Annotated in this window: 21 protein-coding genes and 2 tRNA genes; 11 read left to right on the plus strand and 12 right to left on the minus strand. The window is 40.2% G+C overall.

Going from position 1 to position 19,721, the window contains the following annotated elements; all coding sequences use genetic code 11:
• Window positions 1-141 precede the first annotated feature (141 nt).
• The 3 genes from GO593_RS12040 to pyrC form a co-directional block, all read right to left on the minus strand.
• Window positions 142-217: transfer RNA gene (locus GO593_RS12040), tRNA-Glu, on the minus strand.
• A gap of 18 nt (window positions 218-235) precedes the next feature.
• Entirely contained in the window at window positions 236-898 is a 663-nt protein-coding gene (rnt, locus tag GO593_RS12045) for a ribonuclease T (RefSeq protein ID WP_001982681.1), read from the minus strand.
• Window positions 883-1,917 (minus strand): dihydroorotase, encoded by a 1,035-nt coding sequence (gene pyrC / locus GO593_RS12050; protein WP_001084868.1) that lies wholly within the window; start codon window positions 1,915-1,917, stop codon window positions 883-885. The genes rnt and pyrC overlap by 16 nt, the downstream gene beginning before the upstream one ends.
• A 149-nt stretch (window positions 1,918-2,066) precedes the next feature.
• Here pyrC and GO593_RS12055 point away from each other — a divergent pair, with 149 nt between their 5' ends.
• Window positions 2,067-3,329, plus strand: coding sequence for a GGDEF domain-containing protein (locus tag GO593_RS12055; RefSeq protein WP_000013374.1), 1,263 nt, complete (start codon window positions 2,067-2,069; stop codon window positions 3,327-3,329).
• A 59-nt stretch (window positions 3,330-3,388) separates the two neighbouring features.
• Here the strand turns inward: GO593_RS12055 and argG are convergent, their stop codons facing one another.
• Complete coding sequence (argG, locus tag GO593_RS12060) at window positions 3,389-4,747, minus strand: argininosuccinate synthase (protein ID WP_009518994.1); 1,359 nt, start codon at window positions 4,745-4,747, stop codon at window positions 3,389-3,391.
• Window positions 4,748-5,012: 265 nt separating this feature from the next.
• On the opposite strand from argG, the gene GO593_RS12065 reads away from it, so the two are divergent.
• From GO593_RS12065 to GO593_RS12080, 4 genes are all read left to right on the plus strand, one after another.
• Window positions 5,013-7,043 (plus strand): NADPH-dependent 2,4-dienoyl-CoA reductase, encoded by a 2,031-nt coding sequence (locus GO593_RS12065; RefSeq protein ID WP_000205096.1) that lies wholly within the window; start codon window positions 5,013-5,015, stop codon window positions 7,041-7,043.
• Between the two features lie 85 nt (window positions 7,044-7,128).
• Window positions 7,129-7,218, plus strand: a tRNA-Ser gene (locus GO593_RS12070).
• 168 nt (window positions 7,219-7,386) lie between these two features.
• On the plus strand, window positions 7,387-8,595 hold the full coding sequence (locus GO593_RS12075) for a tyrosine-type recombinase/integrase (protein ID WP_000213119.1): 1,209 nt from the start codon (window positions 7,387-7,389) through the stop codon (window positions 8,593-8,595).
• A gap of 225 nt (window positions 8,596-8,820) precedes the next feature.
• Window positions 8,821-9,174, plus strand: coding sequence for a hypothetical protein (locus GO593_RS12080; RefSeq protein WP_000636896.1), 354 nt, complete (start codon window positions 8,821-8,823; stop codon window positions 9,172-9,174).
• A gap of 106 nt (window positions 9,175-9,280) precedes the next feature.
• Here the strand turns inward: GO593_RS12080 and GO593_RS12085 are convergent, their stop codons facing one another.
• The gene (locus tag GO593_RS12085) at window positions 9,281-9,547 is read right to left on the minus strand and encodes a helix-turn-helix transcriptional regulator (RefSeq protein WP_000888568.1); all 267 of its coding nucleotides are present in this window, start codon (window positions 9,545-9,547) and stop codon (window positions 9,281-9,283) included.
• A 20-nt stretch (window positions 9,548-9,567) separates the two neighbouring features.
• Window positions 9,568-9,858 (minus strand): pyocin activator PrtN family protein, encoded by a 291-nt coding sequence (locus GO593_RS12090; RefSeq protein WP_000253102.1) that lies wholly within the window; start codon window positions 9,856-9,858, stop codon window positions 9,568-9,570.
• Between the two features lie 199 nt (window positions 9,859-10,057).
• Between GO593_RS12090 and GO593_RS12095 the strand changes: the two genes are divergently transcribed.
• Window positions 10,058-11,035 (plus strand): hypothetical protein, encoded by a 978-nt coding sequence (locus GO593_RS12095; RefSeq protein ID WP_000862188.1) that lies wholly within the window; start codon window positions 10,058-10,060, stop codon window positions 11,033-11,035.
• A gap of 109 nt (window positions 11,036-11,144) precedes the next feature.
• On the opposite strand, the gene GO593_RS12100 is transcribed toward GO593_RS12095, so the two are convergent.
• Window positions 11,145-12,077, minus strand: a complete 933-nt coding sequence (locus GO593_RS12100; RefSeq protein ID WP_000284926.1) for a hypothetical protein — start codon at window positions 12,075-12,077, stop codon at window positions 11,145-11,147.
• A gap of 624 nt (window positions 12,078-12,701) precedes the next feature.
• Between GO593_RS12100 and GO593_RS12105 the strand changes: the two genes are divergently transcribed.
• Window positions 12,702-13,580: a YagK/YfjJ domain-containing protein gene (locus tag GO593_RS12105; RefSeq protein ID WP_001103141.1), complete on the plus strand. Its 879-nt coding sequence runs from the start codon at window positions 12,702-12,704 to the stop codon at window positions 13,578-13,580.
• A gap of 99 nt (window positions 13,581-13,679) precedes the next feature.
• On the plus strand, window positions 13,680-13,946 hold the full coding sequence (locus GO593_RS12110) for a hypothetical protein (protein WP_001027738.1): 267 nt from the start codon (window positions 13,680-13,682) through the stop codon (window positions 13,944-13,946).
• Window positions 13,947-14,033: 87 nt separating this feature from the next.
• On the opposite strand, the gene GO593_RS12115 is transcribed toward GO593_RS12110, so the two are convergent.
• The 5 genes from GO593_RS12115 to GO593_RS12130 form a co-directional block, all read right to left on the minus strand.
• Window positions 14,034-14,333 (minus strand): hypothetical protein, encoded by a 300-nt coding sequence (locus tag GO593_RS12115; protein WP_000750961.1) that lies wholly within the window; start codon window positions 14,331-14,333, stop codon window positions 14,034-14,036.
• A gap of 58 nt (window positions 14,334-14,391) precedes the next feature.
• On the minus strand, window positions 14,392-14,835 hold the full coding sequence (locus tag GO593_RS12120) for a hypothetical protein (RefSeq protein ID WP_001984892.1): 444 nt from the start codon (window positions 14,833-14,835) through the stop codon (window positions 14,392-14,394).
• Between the two features lie 143 nt (window positions 14,836-14,978).
• Window positions 14,979-15,203 carry a hypothetical protein gene (locus tag GO593_RS12125; RefSeq protein WP_000360130.1) on the minus strand — a complete coding sequence of 75 codons (225 nt, stop codon included), beginning with the start codon at window positions 15,201-15,203 and terminating at the stop codon, window positions 14,979-14,981.
• Window positions 15,204-15,335: a hypothetical protein gene (locus tag GO593_RS19320; RefSeq protein ID WP_257935149.1), complete on the minus strand. Its 132-nt coding sequence runs from the start codon at window positions 15,333-15,335 to the stop codon at window positions 15,204-15,206.
• A gap of 4 nt (window positions 15,336-15,339) precedes the next feature.
• Entirely contained in the window at window positions 15,340-15,597 is a 258-nt protein-coding gene (locus GO593_RS12130) for a hypothetical protein (RefSeq protein ID WP_000845021.1), read from the minus strand.
• A gap of 687 nt (window positions 15,598-16,284) precedes the next feature.
• Here GO593_RS12130 and GO593_RS12135 point away from each other — a divergent pair.
• The 3 genes from GO593_RS12135 (at window position 16,285) to GO593_RS12145 (ending at window position 19,541) form a co-directional block, all read left to right on the plus strand.
• Window positions 16,285-17,325 (plus strand): DUF932 domain-containing protein, encoded by a 1,041-nt coding sequence (locus GO593_RS12135; protein WP_000940839.1) that lies wholly within the window; start codon window positions 16,285-16,287, stop codon window positions 17,323-17,325.
• 88 nt (window positions 17,326-17,413) lie between these two features.
• Window positions 17,414-18,505, plus strand: coding sequence for a YqaJ viral recombinase family nuclease (locus GO593_RS12140; RefSeq protein ID WP_001069149.1), 1,092 nt, complete (start codon window positions 17,414-17,416; stop codon window positions 18,503-18,505).
• A gap of 139 nt (window positions 18,506-18,644) precedes the next feature.
• Window positions 18,645-19,541 (plus strand): recombination directionality factor, encoded by an 897-nt coding sequence (locus GO593_RS12145; protein ID WP_000589668.1) that lies wholly within the window; start codon window positions 18,645-18,647, stop codon window positions 19,539-19,541.
• The last annotated feature ends 180 nt before the right edge of the window (window positions 19,542-19,721 follow it).

Raw genomic sequence — 19,721 nt, forward strand, 5'->3', positions numbered from 1 at the left:
TTATTATATTGTAAATCTATGTAAAGGGAATACTGGATCAGTGATATATTTGCACAAGTGTATTTTATTTAGAAATAAAGAAAAATATAAAAAGAATAAGAAGACAGAACTTAGAGAGAAAAATTTTATATGAAGAGAATATGGCGTCCCTACGGGGATTCGAACCCCGGTTACCGCCGTGAAAGGGCGATGTCCTAGGCCTCTAGACGATAGGGACGTTGAGGATGGCGGTATCTTAAGAAGCCGCCACCAAACTGTCAAGGAGGTAAGGAGACAGTTTGTTCAAAATATAGCAAAACAGTTCAGCAGTCTTTTGAGTATCGTATAAAGCAGAGTGTGCTTCTTTACCATCAAACTCAATTCCAGCTTGAATACATGCTTTTGCAAGTACAGTTTGTCCAAACATTACTGCACTTAAAGTGACCGTATCCATCACTGAAAAACTATGGAACGGGTTTTGGTTTTTTGTGCCTGAGCGAGCAATGGCCGCTTGTAAAAACCCAAGGTCAAAATGCGCGTTGTGGCCTACGAGTACTGCATGAGTACAATGTTGCTGTTTACGAACTTCATTAACCGATTTAAAAATGCGACGTAAAGCAGTTCTTTCATCTTCAGCCATTGCAATACGCATTGGGTTGAATGGGTCAATACCAATGAAGTCTAGCGAACGGCGGTCGAGGTTAGCCCCTTCAAAAGGGTTAATATGTGCATGAAATGCAGGACCAGGGACAAATTGTCCCTGCGCATCATACACAATCGGAATGCATGCGATTTCTAGCAATGCATCTGTCTGGGCATTAAAACCTGCCGTTTCAACATCGACAACAACAGGTAAGAAGCCACGAAAACGTTGGCCAATGACCGGGACAGAGTTTTCTTGTGTCACACTTTTCTCCATTGCAGCGTTTTCCCGGCATGCAGCGGGATGATTTTTTGATTATTTAAATAATCAAAAGATTCTGGAACGAGGTTATCTTCTTTAACCAAAGTAATGGTAGAAGTATTACGTGGTAGACCGTAGAAGTCCGCACCAAAATGGCTAGCAAAACCTTCTAGACGCTCTAATTTACCGACTTGGTCAAATGCTTGTGCATAAAGCTCAATTGCATTTGGTGCACTATAGCAGCCTGCACATCCACAAGCATTCTCTTTTGCATTTTGTGCATGAGGAGCGCTGTCTGTACCTAAGAAAAATTTAGGATTACCGCTTGTCGCTACTTCAAGTAAAGTCGTTTGATGCGTTTGGCGTTTTAAAATTGGTAAACAGTAGAAGTGCGGTTTAATACCACCGACCAACATATCATTACGGTTAAATAATAAATGTTGTGGAGTGATTGTTGCCGCCACATTACGGTCTTGTTCTAAAACAAAGTGTGCTGCATCACTAGTAGTGATGTGCTCAAGCACAACTTTAAGTTTCGGGAACTGTTTCAATAGAGGTGATAATACCTCATCTAGGAAGCGTTTTTCACGATCAAAAATATCTACATGATTGTGAGTTACTTCACCATGAAGCAATAACGGAACTTGATGCTCTTCTAATTGCTCAATGACTGCATAAACTTTACGAATATCACTCACACCATTATCGGAGTTTGTGGTCGCACCAGCAGGATAAAGCTTAATCGCATTTACATGTTCTGATTCTTTAATTTTACGAACTTCATCTGGTGAAGTGTGGTCAGTAAAATAAAGCACCATACGAGGGTCAAAATTATTGCCTTCCGGAACATGAGCAAGAATGCGTTCGCGATAAGCTAAAGCTTCTTCTACTGTTTTTACAGGCGGAACAAGGTTAGGCATACAAATCGCGCGGGCGAATTGTTTAGCCAAATCTGGAACAGTACGTTTTAATGCTAAACCATCACGTAAATGTGCATGCCAATCATCTGGCTGGAGCAGGGTAATAGAGTTCAAGGCAGTTCAAACTTCGAAATAAAACAAATGATAATCGATAAAGTGTGAAAATGGTAACGAGAATTACGGACAAGTGGCAAAATAAAGCGCAGGGAGCTTTAAAAAATAATGTTATATTTTGTTAATGCAGAATATGTAGGAATCGACTAGTGGCGAATAGGGGAAATGTACATCAATTACTCAAATCTAAAGAAGAAATCGAGTATTTGGTCACTCTACATACCCATCGTTATGCCAATATGCCTTTGCCCAAACAACTGGAAAAAAAATTCTGGTGTTTAAATCTTGATCGAACTAGACAGAACATCTCAAAGTTTCTAGCAAGTGGTGTACTCACTTATTTAATTTTTATTTTACTGGCCCTGCCGACCGACTATTTAGTGATTGGGGTACCTTATATTACTTTGGATTTTATTCATTGCTTACTTAGTGCAATGAATATTGCACTTGCCCTGTTATTGTTCTGGGTTTTTGCCAAATTTACAAAACTCTCCGAACACTTTTATTTAGCTGCATGTGGTATTGTATTTTTAACCATTATTATTAATGCGATGTTATTGCTTAGTGTCGGAAATATGGCGCTTAAGAACCAGTCTATGTTGCTTCTTTCATTTTTATATATGCTCGGGTTCATATTAAGCGGTATTAAACCTTTGCATATGCTCTGTGTTGGTTTATTGGCAGCATTTTTAGTTTTTGCTTTTCTTATTTTGTTAGATGTAAATTGTGATTATATTGCGCTGGGCCGTGCTTTGTTCGGTAGTTGTATTTTAGGTTTCTCGATTAGCAGTATGCTCATCTCAAGAGAAAGAAGTCTTTTTTTAAATAACCAGCTTGCTGAAATTAATGAACAGATCTTACGGATTGAAGCGTCGGAGTTATTGCATTTAAGCCAGCAGGATGCCCTGACTCAAATTTCGAATCGACGTACATTTGATGAGATGTTTGATTTTTTCTACTACCGAGCAAATCAAGAGAAGCGTCCTTTAGCTGTTTTATTTATTGATATTGATTTTTTTAAAAACTATAACGATTTTTACGGGCACCAGATGGGAGATAAAGTCATCTCTAGCATTGCCGCAGCAATTAAAAACTCAATTCGTCATGTCGACTTTGTTGCGCGTTATGGGGGCGAGGAGTTCGTTGTACTATTACCTGAAACACCTGCACAGGGTGCTTATTCAGTGGCTGCAAATATCTATAAAGCCATTGAGCGGCAAGCGATTCCTCATGCAGCTTCTTTAGTGTCGAAGTATGTCACTATCAGTTTAGGGTTTACCGTATATACGGGTGGGCTAAAGATGGGACAAGATAGGCTTATTCATGCGGCAGATCAGGCTTTATACCGGGCAAAACAGCTTGGCCGTAATCAAATTTATTATCAGCCATTACAAGTCGCCGAAATTGCCTAACTTAATTTTAAATATAAAAAAGCCACCTATTGAGGTGGCTTTTTTGACGTTATAAGAAATTATTTTTTCTTATTGTCTAATTGAGGTACAGCAGAACCTTGACCGATTGAAAGCAAGCCAGCATCTGTATAGATACCTAGTTTTGCACGTGTATCGGTAATGTCGAGGTTACGCATAGTCAACTGACCAATACGGTCCATTGGCGTAAACATTGAATCACCTTTTTCCATTGTTAAACGTTCAGCTTCGTACGTTAAGTTTGGAGATTCAGTGTTCATGATGGTGTAGTCATTACCACGACGAAGTTCAAGTGTTACTTCACCAGTAATCGCTTTAGCTACCCAACGCTGTGCAGTTTCACGCAACATAAGCGCTTGTGAGTCGAACCAACGGCCTTGGTAAAGTAAACGGCCTAAACGTAAACCGTTAATGCGGTATTGTTCGATCGTATCTTCGTTGTGAATACCAGTAACCAAACGCTCGTAAGCAATATGAAGAAGGGCCATACCCGGTGCTTCATAGATACCACGAGATTTCGCTTCGATAATACGGTTTTCGATTTGGTCAGACATACCTAAACCATGACGGCCACCAATACGGTTTGCTTCAAGAATAAGCTCAACCGGATTTTCAAAACGCTGACCATTTAATGCAACAGGTACACCTTCTTCAAAACGTACAGTCACTTCTTCTGGTTTGATTTCAACTTCTTCTTTCCAGAAAGCAACGCCCATGATTGGGTCAACGATTTTGATACCTGCATTTAGGTATTCAAGATCTTTTGCTTCGTGAGTTGCGCCCAACATGTTTGAGTCAGTTGAGTACGCTTTTTCTTTTGACATTTTGTAGTCAAAACCGTTGTCGATGAGGAACTGTGACATTTCTGCACGGCCACCAAGCTCATCAATAAAGTTTTGATCTAACCACGGCTTGTAAATTTTAAGATTTGGGTTGGTCAACAAACCATAACGATAGAAACGTTCAATATCGTTACCTTTATAAGTTGAACCGTCACCCCAGATGTTTACGTCATCTTCTTTCATGGCAGTAACGAGCATAGTACCTGTTACTGCACGACCGAGTGGAGTCGTATTGAAATAAGGAACACCACCTGTACTGATATGGAATGCACCACACTGAATTGCAGCAATACCTTCAAGCGCCAATTGTAAGCGGCAGTCAATCAAGCGAGCTTTTACAGCGCCGTATTGTTCTGCTTTCTTTGGAATTGCATCGTAGTCATCTTCATCTGGCTGGCCTAAGTTTGCAGTATATGCATAAGGCTCAGCGCCTTTTTGTTTCATCCACAATAAAGCAGCTGAAGTGTCTAGACCACCGGAGAAGGCAATCCCAACTTTTTTGCCTACTGGTACATGCTGCAAGATAGTTGCATTATCAGTCATTGCTAATCCTAACATTTATGAAAAAGACCCCGTTGAGGCGGTCTCGAGAATTCTGAATGGCGGCTATTGTAGCACTATTCATGGTGCTTTTTTTGGCAAAAAAAGCATTAATTCACTTGTTGTGATGGCTATTTATTATTTAAAGAATAATATGGGATTATCTGCTTCATTTATAGATTGACCATAATCTCAAATAAAAAATAATTCTTGGTCATCCAAAATTATCAAAAAAGTATTAAAGTACTATGCAACAAGTTGCAAAAAAATATTGGGACGCAGCATGACAAGTTACGCCAATTTATTAAAACCATTACATTTGGGCTTCACTACCATTAAAAACCGTGTGGTCATGGGATCTATGCATACGGGATTAGAAGACCGCTTTTTTAACTACCCAAAACTGGCAGCTTATTTTGAAGAGCGTGCCAAAGGTGGAGTTGGTTTGATTGTGACTGGCGGTATTTCTCCGAACCGTCAAGGATGGTTGGCTCCGGCTGGCGGAACCATGAATAGCTTATTTGATATTCCGCAGCACCGTTTGGTGACTCATGCCGTTCATAAGCATGGTTCAAAAATTTTGATGCAAATTTTGCATGCAGGACGCTATGGTTACCAACCATTTGTAGTGTCTTCGAGTCCAATAAAATCACCGATTTCACCATTTAAGCCACGTCAACTTTCTGAAAAAAATATTCTCAGTACCATTGAAGATTATGCACAGTGTGCCGACATTGCCAAAAAGGCAGGCTACGACGGCGTTGAAATTATGGGGTCGGAAGGATATCTGATTAACCAGTTTTTAAGTCGCCATGTAAACCAGCGTACAGACCGTTGGGGCGGTGAAATTGAAAACCGTATGCGTTTTCCTGTTGAAATTGTCAAAGCGATCCGCGCAAAAGTTGGCGAAAAATTTATTATCTGTTTCCGTTTATCGCTGCTTGACCTTGTGCATGACGGTAACACCATGCAAGAAGTGGTTACGGTTGCGAAAGCTTTAGAAAAAGCGGGTGTCACTTTATTAAATACGGGTATTGGTTGGCATGAAGCACGTGTGCCGACTATTGTCACCTCGGTCCCTCGTGCAGCGTTTGTCGATTATACGGCTCATGTAAAACAACATATTTCAATTCCAGTCATTGCGTCTAACCGTATTAATATGCCTGAAACTGCTGAAGAGATTTTGGCAGCCGGCAAAGCAGATATGATTCAAATGGCTCGCCCTTTATTGGCCGATGCTTTTTGGGTAAATAAAACTGCGACCAATCGTGTAGATGAAATCAATACGTGTATTGCCTGTAACCAAGCATGTTTAGATCATGCATTTAAAAATAAGCGTGTGTCTTGTTTAGTAAACCCACGTGCAGGCCATGAAACTGAATTGGTTTATTTCAAAACCAAACAACCAAAGCGTATCGCCGTTGTAGGTGGTGGTGTAGCCGGTATGTCTGCTGCAACTGTTGCTGCAAGTCGCGGTCATGCAGTGACCTTGTTTGAAGCCAATGCAGATGTAGGTGGTCAGTTTAACTTTGCAAAGGTTGTGCCGGGTAAAGAGGAATTTCACGAAACGATTCGCTACTTTAAAGTACAACTTCAAAAAACAGGGGTAGATGTTCGTTTAAATACTCGTGTTAATCGTGAACAACTTGAACGCGAAGGTTTTGATGAGGTGATTGTGGCGACTGGAGTCGTGCCGCGTGCATTAAAGATTGAAGGAAGTAATTCACCTCAAGTTCTTTCTTATGCTCAAGTTTTACAGGGTGCTGAAGTTGGACGAAAAGTTGCAGTGATTGGGGCAGGTGGTATTGGTTTCGATGTCTCAGAATTTTTACTTAAACCACCACATCAACCACAGCCTCAACCTTTAGCCGAGTGGCAACGTGAGTGGGGTGTAGACCCAGATCCAAATTATGTTTCTGAAGGTGGTATGCAGCCACCTGTGGTTGAACCAGCAATACGAGAAATTTATTTATTGCAACGTAAAACAACCCCACTCGGTATTGGTCTTGGCAAGACTTCGGGGTGGGTACATCGTGCCCAGCTTAAAAAGCATGGTGTACGCATGCTTCGTGGCGTGCAATATAAAGCAGTTACCGATGAAGGGCTTTGGATTGAGCATAATGGTCAGGACCAGCTTTTACGTGTAGATACCGTTGTAGTGTGTGCGGGGCAAGAGTCGGTAAAAGACTTGATGCCAAAAGAAGGGGAGTCGACTATAGCGAACTACCATATTATTGGTGGTGCAAAGCTCGCAGCAGAGCTAGATGCGAAGCGTGCGATTAAAGAAGGAGCAGAATTGGCTGCCCAACTGTAAAATTGATGAAACAATATGCACTTGAACACAAAGCGATGATTTTTTTCTTGAATAAAATGAATAAGCTTTGTATTCTTACGCACATGGAAGCGTGGCAGAGCGGTTTAATGCACCGGTCTTGAAAACCGACGAGGGTGTGAGTCCTCCGTGAGTTCGAATCTCACCGCTTCCGCCAAATTCAAATTTCTGACACTGTTTAACGCTGTATAAGTATATGATTTATAAGGTTAAAGTTGGAAATAAGTGATACTACAAGCCATGACACAGTACGTCAATTGGCAGTTATAAAGTAGTAAAAAATGCAGTAAGATTCGCTCTTACTGCATTTTTTTATGTCTGGATTATGACGACCCGTGGAATAAACAAGCTTAGTGCTTTGCAAGTTAAAAAAGCTAAACCTGATCCTAATAAGATGTATAAGTTGTCAGATGGAGGCAACCTGTATTTGCGTATTGACCAGAGTGGTAGCAAATACTGGATATTCAATTATACACGCCCGTTTTTGGGCAAACGTAATGATTTATCTTTGGGTACTTATCCAGAAGTTTCGCTAGAAGATGCTCGTACCATTCGGGATAAATATAAGAAGCTCATTAAGCAGGGTATCGACCCAGCGATGGAGCGGATTGAAACCAAGTCACAAAAGCAGAAAGAAGCTGAAAATACCTTCCGTGTTATTGCTGAGCTATGGTTGCATAAACGCGAACTTGAACAAAAACAGGATGAAGAAACAATCCGTCGTTTAAATCACGATGTTTACCCTTATATTAGCGAATTAACTTTTCCTCAGCTTACTTTGGAAATACTTGAGACTAAAGTCTTCAAACGCATTGTAGAACGTGGTGCTTTGTCTGTTGCCAAACGTCTTAAATCTGATCTCAATCAAATATTTAAATCGGCCCGTAAGAAAAAGCTGATTCAATACAATCCTATTGAAGATATTGAACTGCCAAAACCACAGGCAGGGAATTTTCCAGCAGTAACAGAGGAGCAAGACTTGGCTCCTATGCTAAACAAAATTTGGAACTACTCCAAACTCTATCCTCGTTGTTTGCTGACAACACAGGTTGCGTTAAAAATCTCTGTATTGACCTTCCAGCGACCGGGTGAGATACGAATGCTGAAAAAGGAATTTTACTATCGTGAGGAGCGTTGTTTTAAATTTACTGCTAGCAAAACCAAACAGCTTCATATTGTGCCCTTATCAGATCAAGCCTTTGATCTGATAGAGTCAATCATTGATTTGCATCCTTACAGTGAATATATCTTTGTAGGGCGGGATGGTAAAACAGTCATTTCAGACAATACAATCAATTCGGCTTTAAAGCGTTTAGGCTACGGCGGTGAGCAGACAGCACATGGTTTCAGGGCAACTGCACGTACTATGCTGGATGAGATTTTAGAGCAACGTGTAGATTTCATTGAGCATCAATTAGCTCATAAGGTTAAGGATAACAATGGTACAGCCTACAATCGAACCAAGTTCTTGAATAACCGTCGTGAGATGATGCAGGAGTGGGCAGATTATTTAGAGTCATTGCTTTCAGATTGAATGGTATGCTTTTCGACTTAACTTGGTAGTAAGACATTATAGAGAAGCCTAATAAAGCCAATTTGTTTCAAATTGGCTTTATTTATTTAGGAAACCATCGAGTGACTTTAGATTTCTATATGTTTCATATTAGATCTATCCTACTGAATAGGGTGTAAAATAAACTTTACATTATCTTTTTTTAGGATTATTATTATCCTAATTTAGGATAAATTGGATTTTGAAATGATTGTTCCTGTTGAACGAGTTGCTTATTTATTGGCACTTATGTTGAAAAGAAGTAATAAAACAAAAGGACGTATAAGTGAAAAAACGTTAAGAATAATATCTGGAAGGCAGCGTCTTAGAGGAGCTTTTTACATTTCCCTTTATGAGAATCTGGCAAGTTTAGGCTTGGAAATAATTGAACTGGATAGAGGTGGTTTTGCTCTTTTTTATAGATCAATCTTGGAGGGAGTTCCTGTTTTAAGAGCTAAGGATCTGATACCTAGAGAAGAGAGAGCGTCATTATCATTAGAGGACATTATTAAGGAGTTTGATGATGAGGCTGATGATGTTAATGTTGATGTAGAAGAGTGAAGTGAACCTATTTTTAATTTAGATACATTAAAAACTTTTCATGCGAAATGCCGTGGTTCAATGTACCATTTCAAAAAACAGCCTGTCATAGACAGGCTGTTTTACTTTATGCTGCTTTAGGACTTTTCGATTCAAGCCAAGCTTTGATTTGGCTTTCAGTCCAAGTGGGCATACTTGCTGTTAAATAAATGGGTTTAGGGAAGTCACCACGGCGAATCATTTTCCAAAAAGTTGACTCTGCAATATTCAATAAGCCCTTACTCGCAGGTTTATGAGACAGACGACGTCTACGGCCACTACGATCTACATAATCTTTCGCTGCACGTTCGGGATAATTCACAAGATCCTTTACTCGATAGCGCGCTTCTAACATTTTCTTTTTCCTATAGTTTCTTAATTTAATTGCTGAATTGCTTTTTGGGTTCTGTTCTGAAAAATAGTGTATTGCTTACGGTGGATATCATCGATCACGCCAGCAAGCTCCCGTATATCCACAAAGAGTGTTCCTTTTTGACTGTCATCCATTCTGAAGCATGAAAAGGGGAATCTATTCTGGCGTACTCCTGCCAGCATGTTTTCTTTGCATAGGTGCGGATAATATTCCTTTACAACATCTTCAAGCTTTACGTGTAGTGAACGAAACTTCAAAAATAGATAATCGTAAGTTGATAAATCTGAAACCATGTCTTTTCCTTTCATGTCCTGCTGTACTAGAGCATTTCAAGTTGCATTAGAGTGTGTGATCACGGTTGCTATTATTCACATTAAGATTGGCCCTATTAAGGATTCAACAGCCGTAAAAATAATTTTTTATAAGTTAGTTAGATGTAAAATTTTAAACTGGGGCTATGAACTATGATTTAAGAGGTTATTACAGGGTGGTATGAAAGTATTCGATAAACATTTAATTGAAGAGTTAGAAACAGAGTTGCTGAACCAATACCTTAATATTAGTTGGCTAGCGGACTATCTGGATGATGGGTTTCAAAAGTTAAAGCTTGATATGTTTTGTGGTGAACTTGATTCAAAGAAAGGTTCCATGTCATTAACAGTTAAAGATTTATTGAAGGCTCTAATTGATATTAATGTGGACATTACACGAAAGGAGAGTCTTGATTCACACTTGCATTCCCAGTCAAGTTTTACTGTGGAAGAGCGTAATCGTATTTATCAGGAAATGGTCGAGAATTGTCAGAAAACACGGTATGAGGCTTTTAGGCAACAGTATGGCTATTCAATAAGTGACTTGGTTAACCTTCTGGATCAACTGGAAGTTTTGAGAAGTGATTTGGAAAAATTAAATGAGAAAGAACAACATAAGGCCTATAAGGAAATACTTCATGAATACATTGGCCTAGACCTGCTCAATTATGGATTTCAGAATTCATCTTTGAAAATCAGAATAGCTAAAGGTAGAAGCACTCAAGGCGAATATCAAAAAATTGTAAGGGCTAAAAAGAAAATATTCTTTGATCTGTTGATTGAACAAGTACAGCAGAATAAGAAGAAATACCCGAGTGTATATAAAGCCGTGAAAGAAAACATAGATGAAGTCACGCGGAGGTTCAAAATACATGACGAGGAATGGATCAAGTCAAAGTTGGAAGTTAGTAGGGAACGAGTAAACGTGCTACATGAAGAAATGCTGAGTAAAGCATTAACAGCTTCAAAAGAGGATAAATTGCACAAAGAAATAGCAAAGCTCTCAGCTTTCATGGAGCAGCTTGAGGGTGGTTCAAGTGGAGGTTATCCCTTCGAAAAGCTTAAAGATATCCTTCCCTTTAACACAGCTTCTCTGAATGAAGTGTTGATGAAGACTCTAAAGTTTGAAAGAAATATAAAAGAGCAATGTATAGAATAACATCTATAGGCTTTAAAGAGCGCTCTCGGCAAATCGCTAACCAATACTCGACTTAATTTAAGATTCATGGATGGGAGTTCCCATCCATGATCTCTATGTATTGGGATACTTAGCCCGTAGGCGAATAAAGATGATTACCGTTTGCGTCCATGCACTCCGTGGCGTAGTGCTCATTGATAAGGTTTTCGATCATCTTTTCTTCGGTCACATTGTGCTTCTCTGCCAATATATTTAAGCAATAAAGGGCTTTATCAGTTAGATAGTAATGATGCTTACGCCCTTTGTTTTTCTTGCGGTAGTTTTTTTGGTACGCAGCATTCGATAACCTATCTTTTAGCGCTCTATATATGTTGCTATCTATAGCTAACAAATTGTCAAAGATTGCATTAACGACAATACTACACTCTTTGGCATTTAGAGGCTTATAGCTTGTACTATTGAGTACCCTAGCATTTTCTCTATCTTGATCCATATAAGTTTTAGCCCATGGGTAGAACTCATCACTGTCAAAGCTTTTAAAGTGTAATGGTTTCTTGCTTATGATTTTACTAAAACTGGCTTCCAGATCATCAAGGGTGCGGTTTGTGTCGTAATAGTTGGGTAGCATGAATATCGTATAGAGGAACCTAAAATATTCATTCTGTATATCACGGAAAGTATTATATTGATCCTCCTTGTGGTTAATCTGGTTGAGTACAAAATATAATAGACGCTTGTTGCTCTTGTATGTGGATAAGTCTCTTCCTCGTATTTTTAACGTGCTTTGAAAGTCTTTTAAAGTATCGATGAATTGGTTAATAAATTCTTCCCTAATTTCCTCATAACTGTTTATAACCTTGCTTCTAATTTCATCCATATTAGTCATGGTATTTAAGGTTTTAATATCTAACCGGACTAAAGCAGAGTCCATATCATCAATGTTTCTTCCAAGATAATGTTCCTCATGATCTTTATTCATGACATGCAAAACCCAAATCATATCCTCATCAGAAAATTGTTTGAGAGTCTGTTTTAATTCTTTATGTGCAGAGCTTTGATACATAATTGACACCTTCTTACAGTAAGCTTTCCGTTTAGTTTAGCCAAATGTAGGAAGGGTTTTTGGGCGGTTTCTAGTATGATTTAAGACGATTTCGCATGTTTTTTTTATAAGCTTCTAATAATGTATATAAAGTGATATAGGCACCTCTATGGGGCAACCTCATACAGAATCTCCACAAGTGAGGGAGTATTTTTCAGCTTCGTTTGTAGGTCTTCTGTTTGGCAAGGAACTTACATGCCTCTGCTAATTGATATTTTAGCATCGGATAACTTGACATGAACTAGGCAATTCATCATAGATGAAAAACTGCCACTACATCATATATGGGTATATTAATATATCGATCAGATTGGGAAAATCATATTGCATATATCAGGTATAGATTAGGTGTAATGACTTAGTTAATACCACCAATACATTCTAGTTAATACATACCAACATATTCAATATCCAATCTCTAAATCATAGCTTATATCCATAACCCTATTATCTAACTACTTAAAACCTATTAACCTCTCACCTTATTAAATAACCATATCACTTCACCATGATCTTAAAACCTTTAGGTAATTAATAACACCATAGCCATTTCATGTAGTTCTAAATAACTACAGGTAAGTGAACATGAACGTTAGCCTAAACCAAAATGAAATCAACGAAGCATCCCTACTGATGGCAATTGAAAGATTTGTCCTAACTAGTCTCGATGCTACAAGACAGCCAAGATCATTTTATGAAACCTTCACAGACCTTCTCTTAGCCTTCGATCAAATCTATAACCCTGACTTTAGCTATACCTGTTTAATCGATCTCTTTTGTAGTTTGCTCCATGACTACGACCTGCAATATGAAACTTCATCATCACTTTGCAATCGCTTGAAACGAACAACCTTTAAAGACTGGCAAGCTTATTTCAATCAAGCTAGAGCTGATCACCTGAATGAATTACGCCAACATCGTTATAGCGAAACATTAAATGCTGCCAAGCTTGATAATCGCCTTGAAGAAATATTGAAAAGCTATTCTGCTGTGCTGGTGGTAAGGGTTGATTTAGCCTATGTGGTTAGTCCAGATATTGAACAGGTGGATAATGATTTAGAAACGCTTCGGAGAAAGATCAAGCGATCCGAATATGGAAAGGATATATTGCTACTGGTATGGGCATTAGAGCAGGGAGAAAAGAAAGGCTATCATTGCCATATTGCATTGATCTTTAATGAGCGTAAGCGCACGAGTGCATGGAAGATTGCTAAGGTTGTAGGGGAGTTATGGGAAGATGTTACTGATGATGAAGGGAGTTACTTTAATTGCCATGATCGTAGGTACTTAAAGCAATACGAGGATCAAGATACTTTAGGGGTTGGCATTATCTATAGCGGAGTTGATTATCAGGTGCGAAGAATGTGTTCAACGCTATCCTATTTAGCACGACCTGAAAAAGAACAATATCTCCGAGTAAAAACAACGAGGAAGATGCGTACCTTTGGCATGTCACAGCGTTAATTGGAATCATACACAGATATGTACCATCTAGATGAGAAACATCTTCTCTTTATTGGCTTATCGCATTGGTAAGCCTTTTCTATTTCAGAGGTATATCTTATGAACATTACTTGCCCAAACTGCCATTCAGAACATGTTATTCGGGTGGTGAACCATCATTCCCAAACAGGAAGCCAGAGCCTGGCATCGTCAGCATCATTTGCCACGATGGGTGCTGCATTATCAAAGAGTTTGCCAATTTCACCTATAGTGGGTGGGATTGCAGGAGCCGTAGTCGGTGGTATTTTCAATAGTTTGTTTGATCGTGCGCCTGTCACCCCAAGTTGCAGCTTTCAATGCCAAAGCTGTGGTCAATTGTTTTATTGATGGATGGGCATAAAGTTGGGGAGGGTGAACCTCCCTGATTTTCATATGGAGTTAGAATAAGATTGAAATTTTAGTTCTAGAGAGTGGTTAACTACAGATAACACCTGTGGTTTGAATAACCATTTTATTCTCAACCTTAACCCGAATTTCACAACTGATGATATCGCCTGAGATACCTAGATCATATGCAATGGTATATTCATGTGGATGTTCATCTTTATTGACTCCAATATTGAAGGCATTTCCATTGTCAGGTTGGCGATTTGCTGACACGATCTGACCAGCTTTTTGCTTGACCAGTTTTAGGTCTGGGTCAGTTTTTGCTTCGGCAAACATTGTTGTAAATAAGGTAAGGAATGTAACTAAGGCAATGATTGTTTTTTTCATAGATTTCTTCTTTGCTTCTTTAACATACTTTGAGTTGAATATAAAAAGCAGTCCGTGGTTATGGAGTGGCAATCAGGTTATACAGCATACTCCCCATCCCATTTTTACCTTGGCTAACTACTTTAAACTTTCCTGTTAAATGGCCTGTTTGAGGATTCCATTTGACATAGGGTGCACATTGACCAATGGTGGTGGTTGCATTTGGATGTTTGATTTTGTCGCAATCGATATAAACTTCATAATTAAGTTTACCCAGTGGTGCCACGTAAAAGGTTGGGCTTACACCCCGATAGCCATAGGTGATATCGTCAAACTCAGCCGGATTTCGAATCGTGAGATCAAGCTGAACAATCTGATTATGGTTTTTCTTAAGAAACTGCGGAAACTGGCTGTCGGTTTTAGGAACACCTTTGTACACAGGTACCGGGCTTGCTGACAGATGGAATGAAAATCCCATCAATGAAGTGATCAGTAATATTTTTGATAGGTTTATCATTTTCATGGTTGATGATATCCAATGCTATTATTTCTGTGATTTATATAAGATGGCGCTGTGTCGCTCATCTACACCAGGAGATGTAAAGCCACTGTAGGTTCACCTAGAGATACATTTTCAACATACAGTGGCATTTGACGTAGCAACTTTTATTTGGGTTTTAATACAATAAAAATAATGAACAGCAAGATCAGAATACCGCCTACAATCTTTCCCAGGGTTGGAAACATGATAAAAGGCCAGGCCAGCCCTTGACCTAAGTTAAAGGCAAAACCTTTATAGCTATAGAGTCCCCAGAAATGTTGATAGATGGCATAAAAGAAACCAATGACCAAATAAACAACAATGGTGATCTGTTTGAGGTTCTTATCCATTTATTGATCTCCCCCAAGAGCATAGTTTGCTAAACTGATAAAAACCCATAACACCAGCATGGCAAGAATAACGGGTAAACCGAGAAAGCAGATGGCTGCAATGATGCAAGTTAGACCAGCCAGATTTCGCATAACCTTACTCCCGTGCACATTGGAAGCTTGCCTGAACCATGTCATGCTGAAAGCTTTCGGATTGGCTTAAGGTATAGAGATTATTTTTAAAACCATCTTCACCATATTTATTTTCTAACTTGTCATAGATACATTCACAGGTGCTATGTTCGAGTCCCCCTGTTTTACAGCCATTCACGAATTCACGTTCAGCTTTGCTGGCACAGGCAGTCAGGCCAAGTACGGTAATGCTGATGATAAAAAGGCATGATGCAGTCTTCATAAATTCTTCCTATTTAATTGTTTTGATATACGTTGTTATCGAAGTTATGGATTGATGCTTTAGTTGCTAGTTGGTTCTGCTGAGTCAAATAATAGGCGAGCAGAAGTCTAAGCGCTCAATACAAACGGTATTGGAGGCTAGCTGAAAGCAACGAGCTTATTTGAATAATCGCTTAACTGAGAATAAACCAATAAAAACAGAGAAGGGCGTTGAAGAATAATGTGCGCCATAGTAACCACTCCTATATAGATAAGAAGTTCTACCAGACATGAAAGATTAATGGTGGCAGAACGAAAGAGGGTTGACAGACTGGCCTTAAGAACCCAGCACGCGCGAGGCGTCCCTCTTCCGTCCTACCGCAACAAAAAAGAGGGACGGGTACACAACACCAAAAAACGAGTTTTTTGGTGACTTAAGGATCAGCCTGTCAAAGCCGGCTGGCAATGTAGGCCAGCAACGTCATCATAATCTCTGAAAATGATCCCGTCAATTTACTGTGCGGTAAAGTTGCATCATGTGTCTAAAAAATAATTTAAAAAACTTTCAGATATATACCATCTAAATGAACTCATTCTGATTGAATCCCTTTTCAGAAAACTTCCCGTTTTGGCCTGCTCCCCGCAGGCCTTTTTTTATGCAGCAATTCAATTTTTACATTTTAGTTATCGTGAATAGAGAGGTTACTTTATGGCACATTTAGTAGAAACAATGGCATTTGTTGGCGATACCCCATGGCATGGATTAGGCAATCCACTCAGTCCAAATCAGCCGATAGAAGTATGGGCACAACAGGCAGGCATGGACTGGCGTATTGAATCATCTAATGTCAGTTATATGGCAAAGAATGAACGCGGGCAAAATATCCTTATGCCTTATGAGGAACAGCGTGTGTTATATCGCTCAGATACACATGCACCGTTATCCGTCGTAAGTCAACGTTTTCAAGAAGTACAGCCTAAAGAGATTCTAGAGTTTTATCGTGACCTGACTGAGCAATCGGGCTTTGAGCTGGAAACGGCGGGCGTACTCAAAGGTGGACGTAAATTTTGGGCATTGGCTCGTACAGGGCAATCGGCAGCACTGAAAGGCAAGGATGTGAGTAATGGCTATATTTTGTTGGCAACGGCATGTGACGGCACACTCGCAACAACGGCGCAATTTACCTCTATACGTGTGGTGTGTAACAACACTTTGGCGATTGCTTTGAAAGGGCAGAACTCTAATGCAGGAGTCGTGAAAGTTCCACACAGTACCAAGTTTGATGCAGAAAAGATCAAGCAACAACTTGGTATTTCAGTGCGTGCATGGGATGAACACATGTATGAAATGAAGCAACTCAGTCAACGTAAAGTTACCCAGAATGAAGCTGCTGCTTACTTTGATGCGGTGTTTAATAACACAGCGATGAGTATTGCCGAACAGGATGACAATATCATTCAGTTTTACCGTGATGTTGCTACCCAAGCTCAAGCCAATAGCAAAGAAAAACCTGAACCGAATGCTAAATCCATGAGTAAAGCTATGGAGATGTTTAATGGACAAGGGCGTGGAGCAAGCCTCTCTTCAGTTAAAGATACTGCCTATGGATTACTCTGTTCGATCACCGAGTTTGTCGACCATGAACGTCGTGCGATGAGTACTGATCACCGCCTTGACTCTGCTTGGTTTGGTGCAGGGGCAGCATTAAAGCAACGTGGATTAGAGCAAGCATTATATCTTGCAGCCTAAATTTTATCTTGTATCCCTCTTTGCCACATCTTCGGATGTGGCTTTTTTTATGCCGTTTTTTAGAACGTATTGAGATGAGGAACATCACATGAACCCAAACATGACCACAACACCAACAGTGCATCACAGCACTTTAACTACAACCAATTCAACTGCTGTCGTTGATTCAGGACGGCTACATCCACCACCAAGCCCTTCAAAACGTAGTTTAAATGCCAAACGTCTGATCAACACCAAACAACTGGAGTATCAAGCATGGCTGGAAGTGCGTAAACAGGGAATAGGCAGTAGTGACGCCGCAGCCGCCTGTGGCTTGAATCCTTATATGTCGATACTGGAACTGTGGATGATCAAAACAGGACGGGTACAGCAAAACATTGATGATGAAAGCTCAGGACATGCACCTTTATATTGGGGCAAGCAGTTAGAACCCTTAGTCGCAGAATACTACAGCATGCACACCAACCATAAAGTCCGTCGGGTTAATGCGGTGTTACAGCATCCTGATCCTGATAAAGCCTTTATGTTGGCGAACTTGGATTATGCCGTAGTGGGCAATGAAGACGTGCAAATCCTAGAATGTAAAACCGCTGGGGAACATGGTGCCAAACTGTGGCGAGATGGTGTGCCGTTATACGTGTTGTGTCAGGTACAACATCAACTGGCGGTAACAGGTAAGCAAGCGGCACATATTTGTGTGTTGCTATGTGGACAGGAAACTAAAATCTACAAAGTCAGTCGTAACGAAGCCCTGATTGAACAAATCATTCAGGCAGAACGGCTGTTTTGGGAGTGTGTTGAAAATAACGTTCCACCAGTAGTGGATGCCAGCGAATCGGCAGCCAAAGCTTTACAGCAGCTCTATCCTGAACATACCCCGCTCAGTTGTGTTGATCTAACGGAGGTCGAACTTGCCAATGAACTGTTTGATCAGCTGATTGATGAAAAGAAGCAGATTGAACAACACCAAAGCAAGTATGACCTACTCAAACACCGAGTTCAGGCACTGATGCAGGAACATGAACGTGCTGTATTTCAGCAAGGTTCAGTGACATGGAAGAAGAGCAAGGACAGTATCAGCCTAGACACCAAATCCTTACTACAGCACCAACCTGAACTCATCCAACAGTATCCACTACAGAAAGCAGGCAGTCGTCGTTTCAACATTTATCAAGATTAGCTCAAAGCTTAGAGCCAATCACTCTGCAAGAAGCAATCTGAAATCCCGTGCAGCCCTGCATGGGATTTTTTTATGCCGATTTTAATTTAAGCAAACAGTGCAACACTTCTAAACATATCAACGACAGAGGAATTTCAACATGATTAAAGGTCTAGCCATTACACCGCCTATTTTAGGGCGAATCAGTATCGGCAAAGTTGTCGAAAAGAACGGGAAACGCATCCCTGAGAAAGACGATCAGTTCACTATTACAAGTCAAATACAGGGGAAGGACGGTTGGATTAAACACCCCTTGGATGAGCAATTGCGTAGTCAAGCACCGAATCAAAAGTTACGTAGCATCCCTGTACGTATGATCTTCAATGATCCTGAATTGAACTTACGTGCCGAGTACAGCTTGTTTGACCGACAGACAGGTCGCCCGATTTGTGTGGGGAATGGTCAAACCTGCCAACGTATGACATCACAAGGTGTAGAGCAACATCCTTGTCCATCCCCCGATTTATGCCCACTTGGACAAGGCGGGCACTGTAAGCCTTATGGACGCCTGCATGTCAATTTAGGCGAAGCCGATGAGTTTGGGACTTTTATTTTCAGAACCACTGGTTTTAACAGCATTCGCACTTTGGCAGCACGTTTGAATTACTACCATGCAGCATCAGGTGGTTTGTTGTCGTGTTTACCATTGCAACTCACGTTAAGGGGAAAAAGTACCACCCAAAGCTATCGTCAGCCCGTGTATTACGTAGATTTAACGTTACGGGAAGGCGTGGATTTGCAAACAGCAATTCAGACGGCTAAGGAGATTGACCAACAGGGAAAACAGGCAGGGTTTGATCAGGCGGCATTAGATCAGATTGCACGGCAGGGTTTTGCCAATGCCAAGTTTGAGGTGCATGCAGAGGAGGGGATGGAATTGCTGGAGGAATTTTATCCACACAGTGACAGTGCTGTAGATACAGAGCATTCAGCGCAATTGAGCTATGTGCAGGAGATTCAGCAGGGGTTGCAGCAGAGTGTTAGAGCTGTGAATTGAGCACAGTTGAATTATCTAGTCAGCTTGGTAAGTCAATTAATGGACTCTGAACAAGTTGGCTAGTCACTAATTGAAGGGAGCTTTGGCTCCCTTAATTTTTTTGGGTAAGCGGATTAAATGGTTGATCTTACCTTTGCATGAGAGTGAGACAGACCGGCATCTCATCGGATTATCTGGTTG

Origin of the sequence: Acinetobacter baumannii, assembly GCF_009759685.1 — a bacterium.
Lineage (GTDB): Bacteria > Pseudomonadota > Gammaproteobacteria > Pseudomonadales > Moraxellaceae > Acinetobacter > Acinetobacter baumannii.

What these genes read in the sequence shown, in the direction of transcription:
- rnt (WP_001982681.1), bottom strand. Translation starts at nt 898, where the DNA reads ATGGAGAAAAGTGTGACACAAGAAAACTCTGTCCCGGTCATTGGCCAA.
- argG (WP_009518994.1), bottom strand. Translation starts at nt 4,747, where the DNA reads ATGTTAGGATTAGCAATGACTGATAATGCAACTATCTTGCAGCATGTA.
- GO593_RS12065 (WP_000205096.1), top strand. Translation starts at nt 5,013, where the DNA reads ATGACAAGTTACGCCAATTTATTAAAACCATTACATTTGGGCTTCACT.
- GO593_RS12075 (WP_000213119.1), top strand. Translation starts at nt 7,387, where the DNA reads ATGACGACCCGTGGAATAAACAAGCTTAGTGCTTTGCAAGTTAAAAAA.
- GO593_RS12080 (WP_000636896.1), top strand. Translation starts at nt 8,821, where the DNA reads ATGATTGTTCCTGTTGAACGAGTTGCTTATTTATTGGCACTTATGTTG.
- GO593_RS12085 (WP_000888568.1), bottom strand. Translation starts at nt 9,547, where the DNA reads ATGTTAGAAGCGCGCTATCGAGTAAAGGATCTTGTGAATTATCCCGAA.
- GO593_RS12090 (WP_000253102.1), bottom strand. Translation starts at nt 9,858, where the DNA reads ATGGTTTCAGATTTATCAACTTACGATTATCTATTTTTGAAGTTTCGT.
- GO593_RS12095 (WP_000862188.1), top strand. Translation starts at nt 10,058, where the DNA reads ATGAAAGTATTCGATAAACATTTAATTGAAGAGTTAGAAACAGAGTTG.
- GO593_RS12100 (WP_000284926.1), bottom strand. Translation starts at nt 12,077, where the DNA reads ATGTATCAAAGCTCTGCACATAAAGAATTAAAACAGACTCTCAAACAA.
- GO593_RS12105 (WP_001103141.1), top strand. Translation starts at nt 12,702, where the DNA reads ATGAACGTTAGCCTAAACCAAAATGAAATCAACGAAGCATCCCTACTG.
- GO593_RS12110 (WP_001027738.1), top strand. Translation starts at nt 13,680, where the DNA reads ATGAACATTACTTGCCCAAACTGCCATTCAGAACATGTTATTCGGGTG.
- GO593_RS12115 (WP_000750961.1), bottom strand. Translation starts at nt 14,333, where the DNA reads ATGAAAAAAACAATCATTGCCTTAGTTACATTCCTTACCTTATTTACA.
- GO593_RS12120 (WP_001984892.1), bottom strand. Translation starts at nt 14,835, where the DNA reads ATGAAAATGATAAACCTATCAAAAATATTACTGATCACTTCATTGATG.
- GO593_RS12125 (WP_000360130.1), bottom strand. Translation starts at nt 15,203, where the DNA reads ATGGATAAGAACCTCAAACAGATCACCATTGTTGTTTATTTGGTCATT.
- GO593_RS19320 (WP_257935149.1), bottom strand. Translation starts at nt 15,335, where the DNA reads ATGCGAAATCTGGCTGGTCTAACTTGCATCATTGCAGCCATCTGCTTT.
- GO593_RS12130 (WP_000845021.1), bottom strand. Translation starts at nt 15,597, where the DNA reads ATGAAGACTGCATCATGCCTTTTTATCATCAGCATTACCGTACTTGGC.
- GO593_RS12135 (WP_000940839.1), top strand. Translation starts at nt 16,285, where the DNA reads ATGGCACATTTAGTAGAAACAATGGCATTTGTTGGCGATACCCCATGG.
- GO593_RS12140 (WP_001069149.1), top strand. Translation starts at nt 17,414, where the DNA reads ATGAACCCAAACATGACCACAACACCAACAGTGCATCACAGCACTTTA.
- GO593_RS12145 (WP_000589668.1), top strand. Translation starts at nt 18,645, where the DNA reads ATGATTAAAGGTCTAGCCATTACACCGCCTATTTTAGGGCGAATCAGT.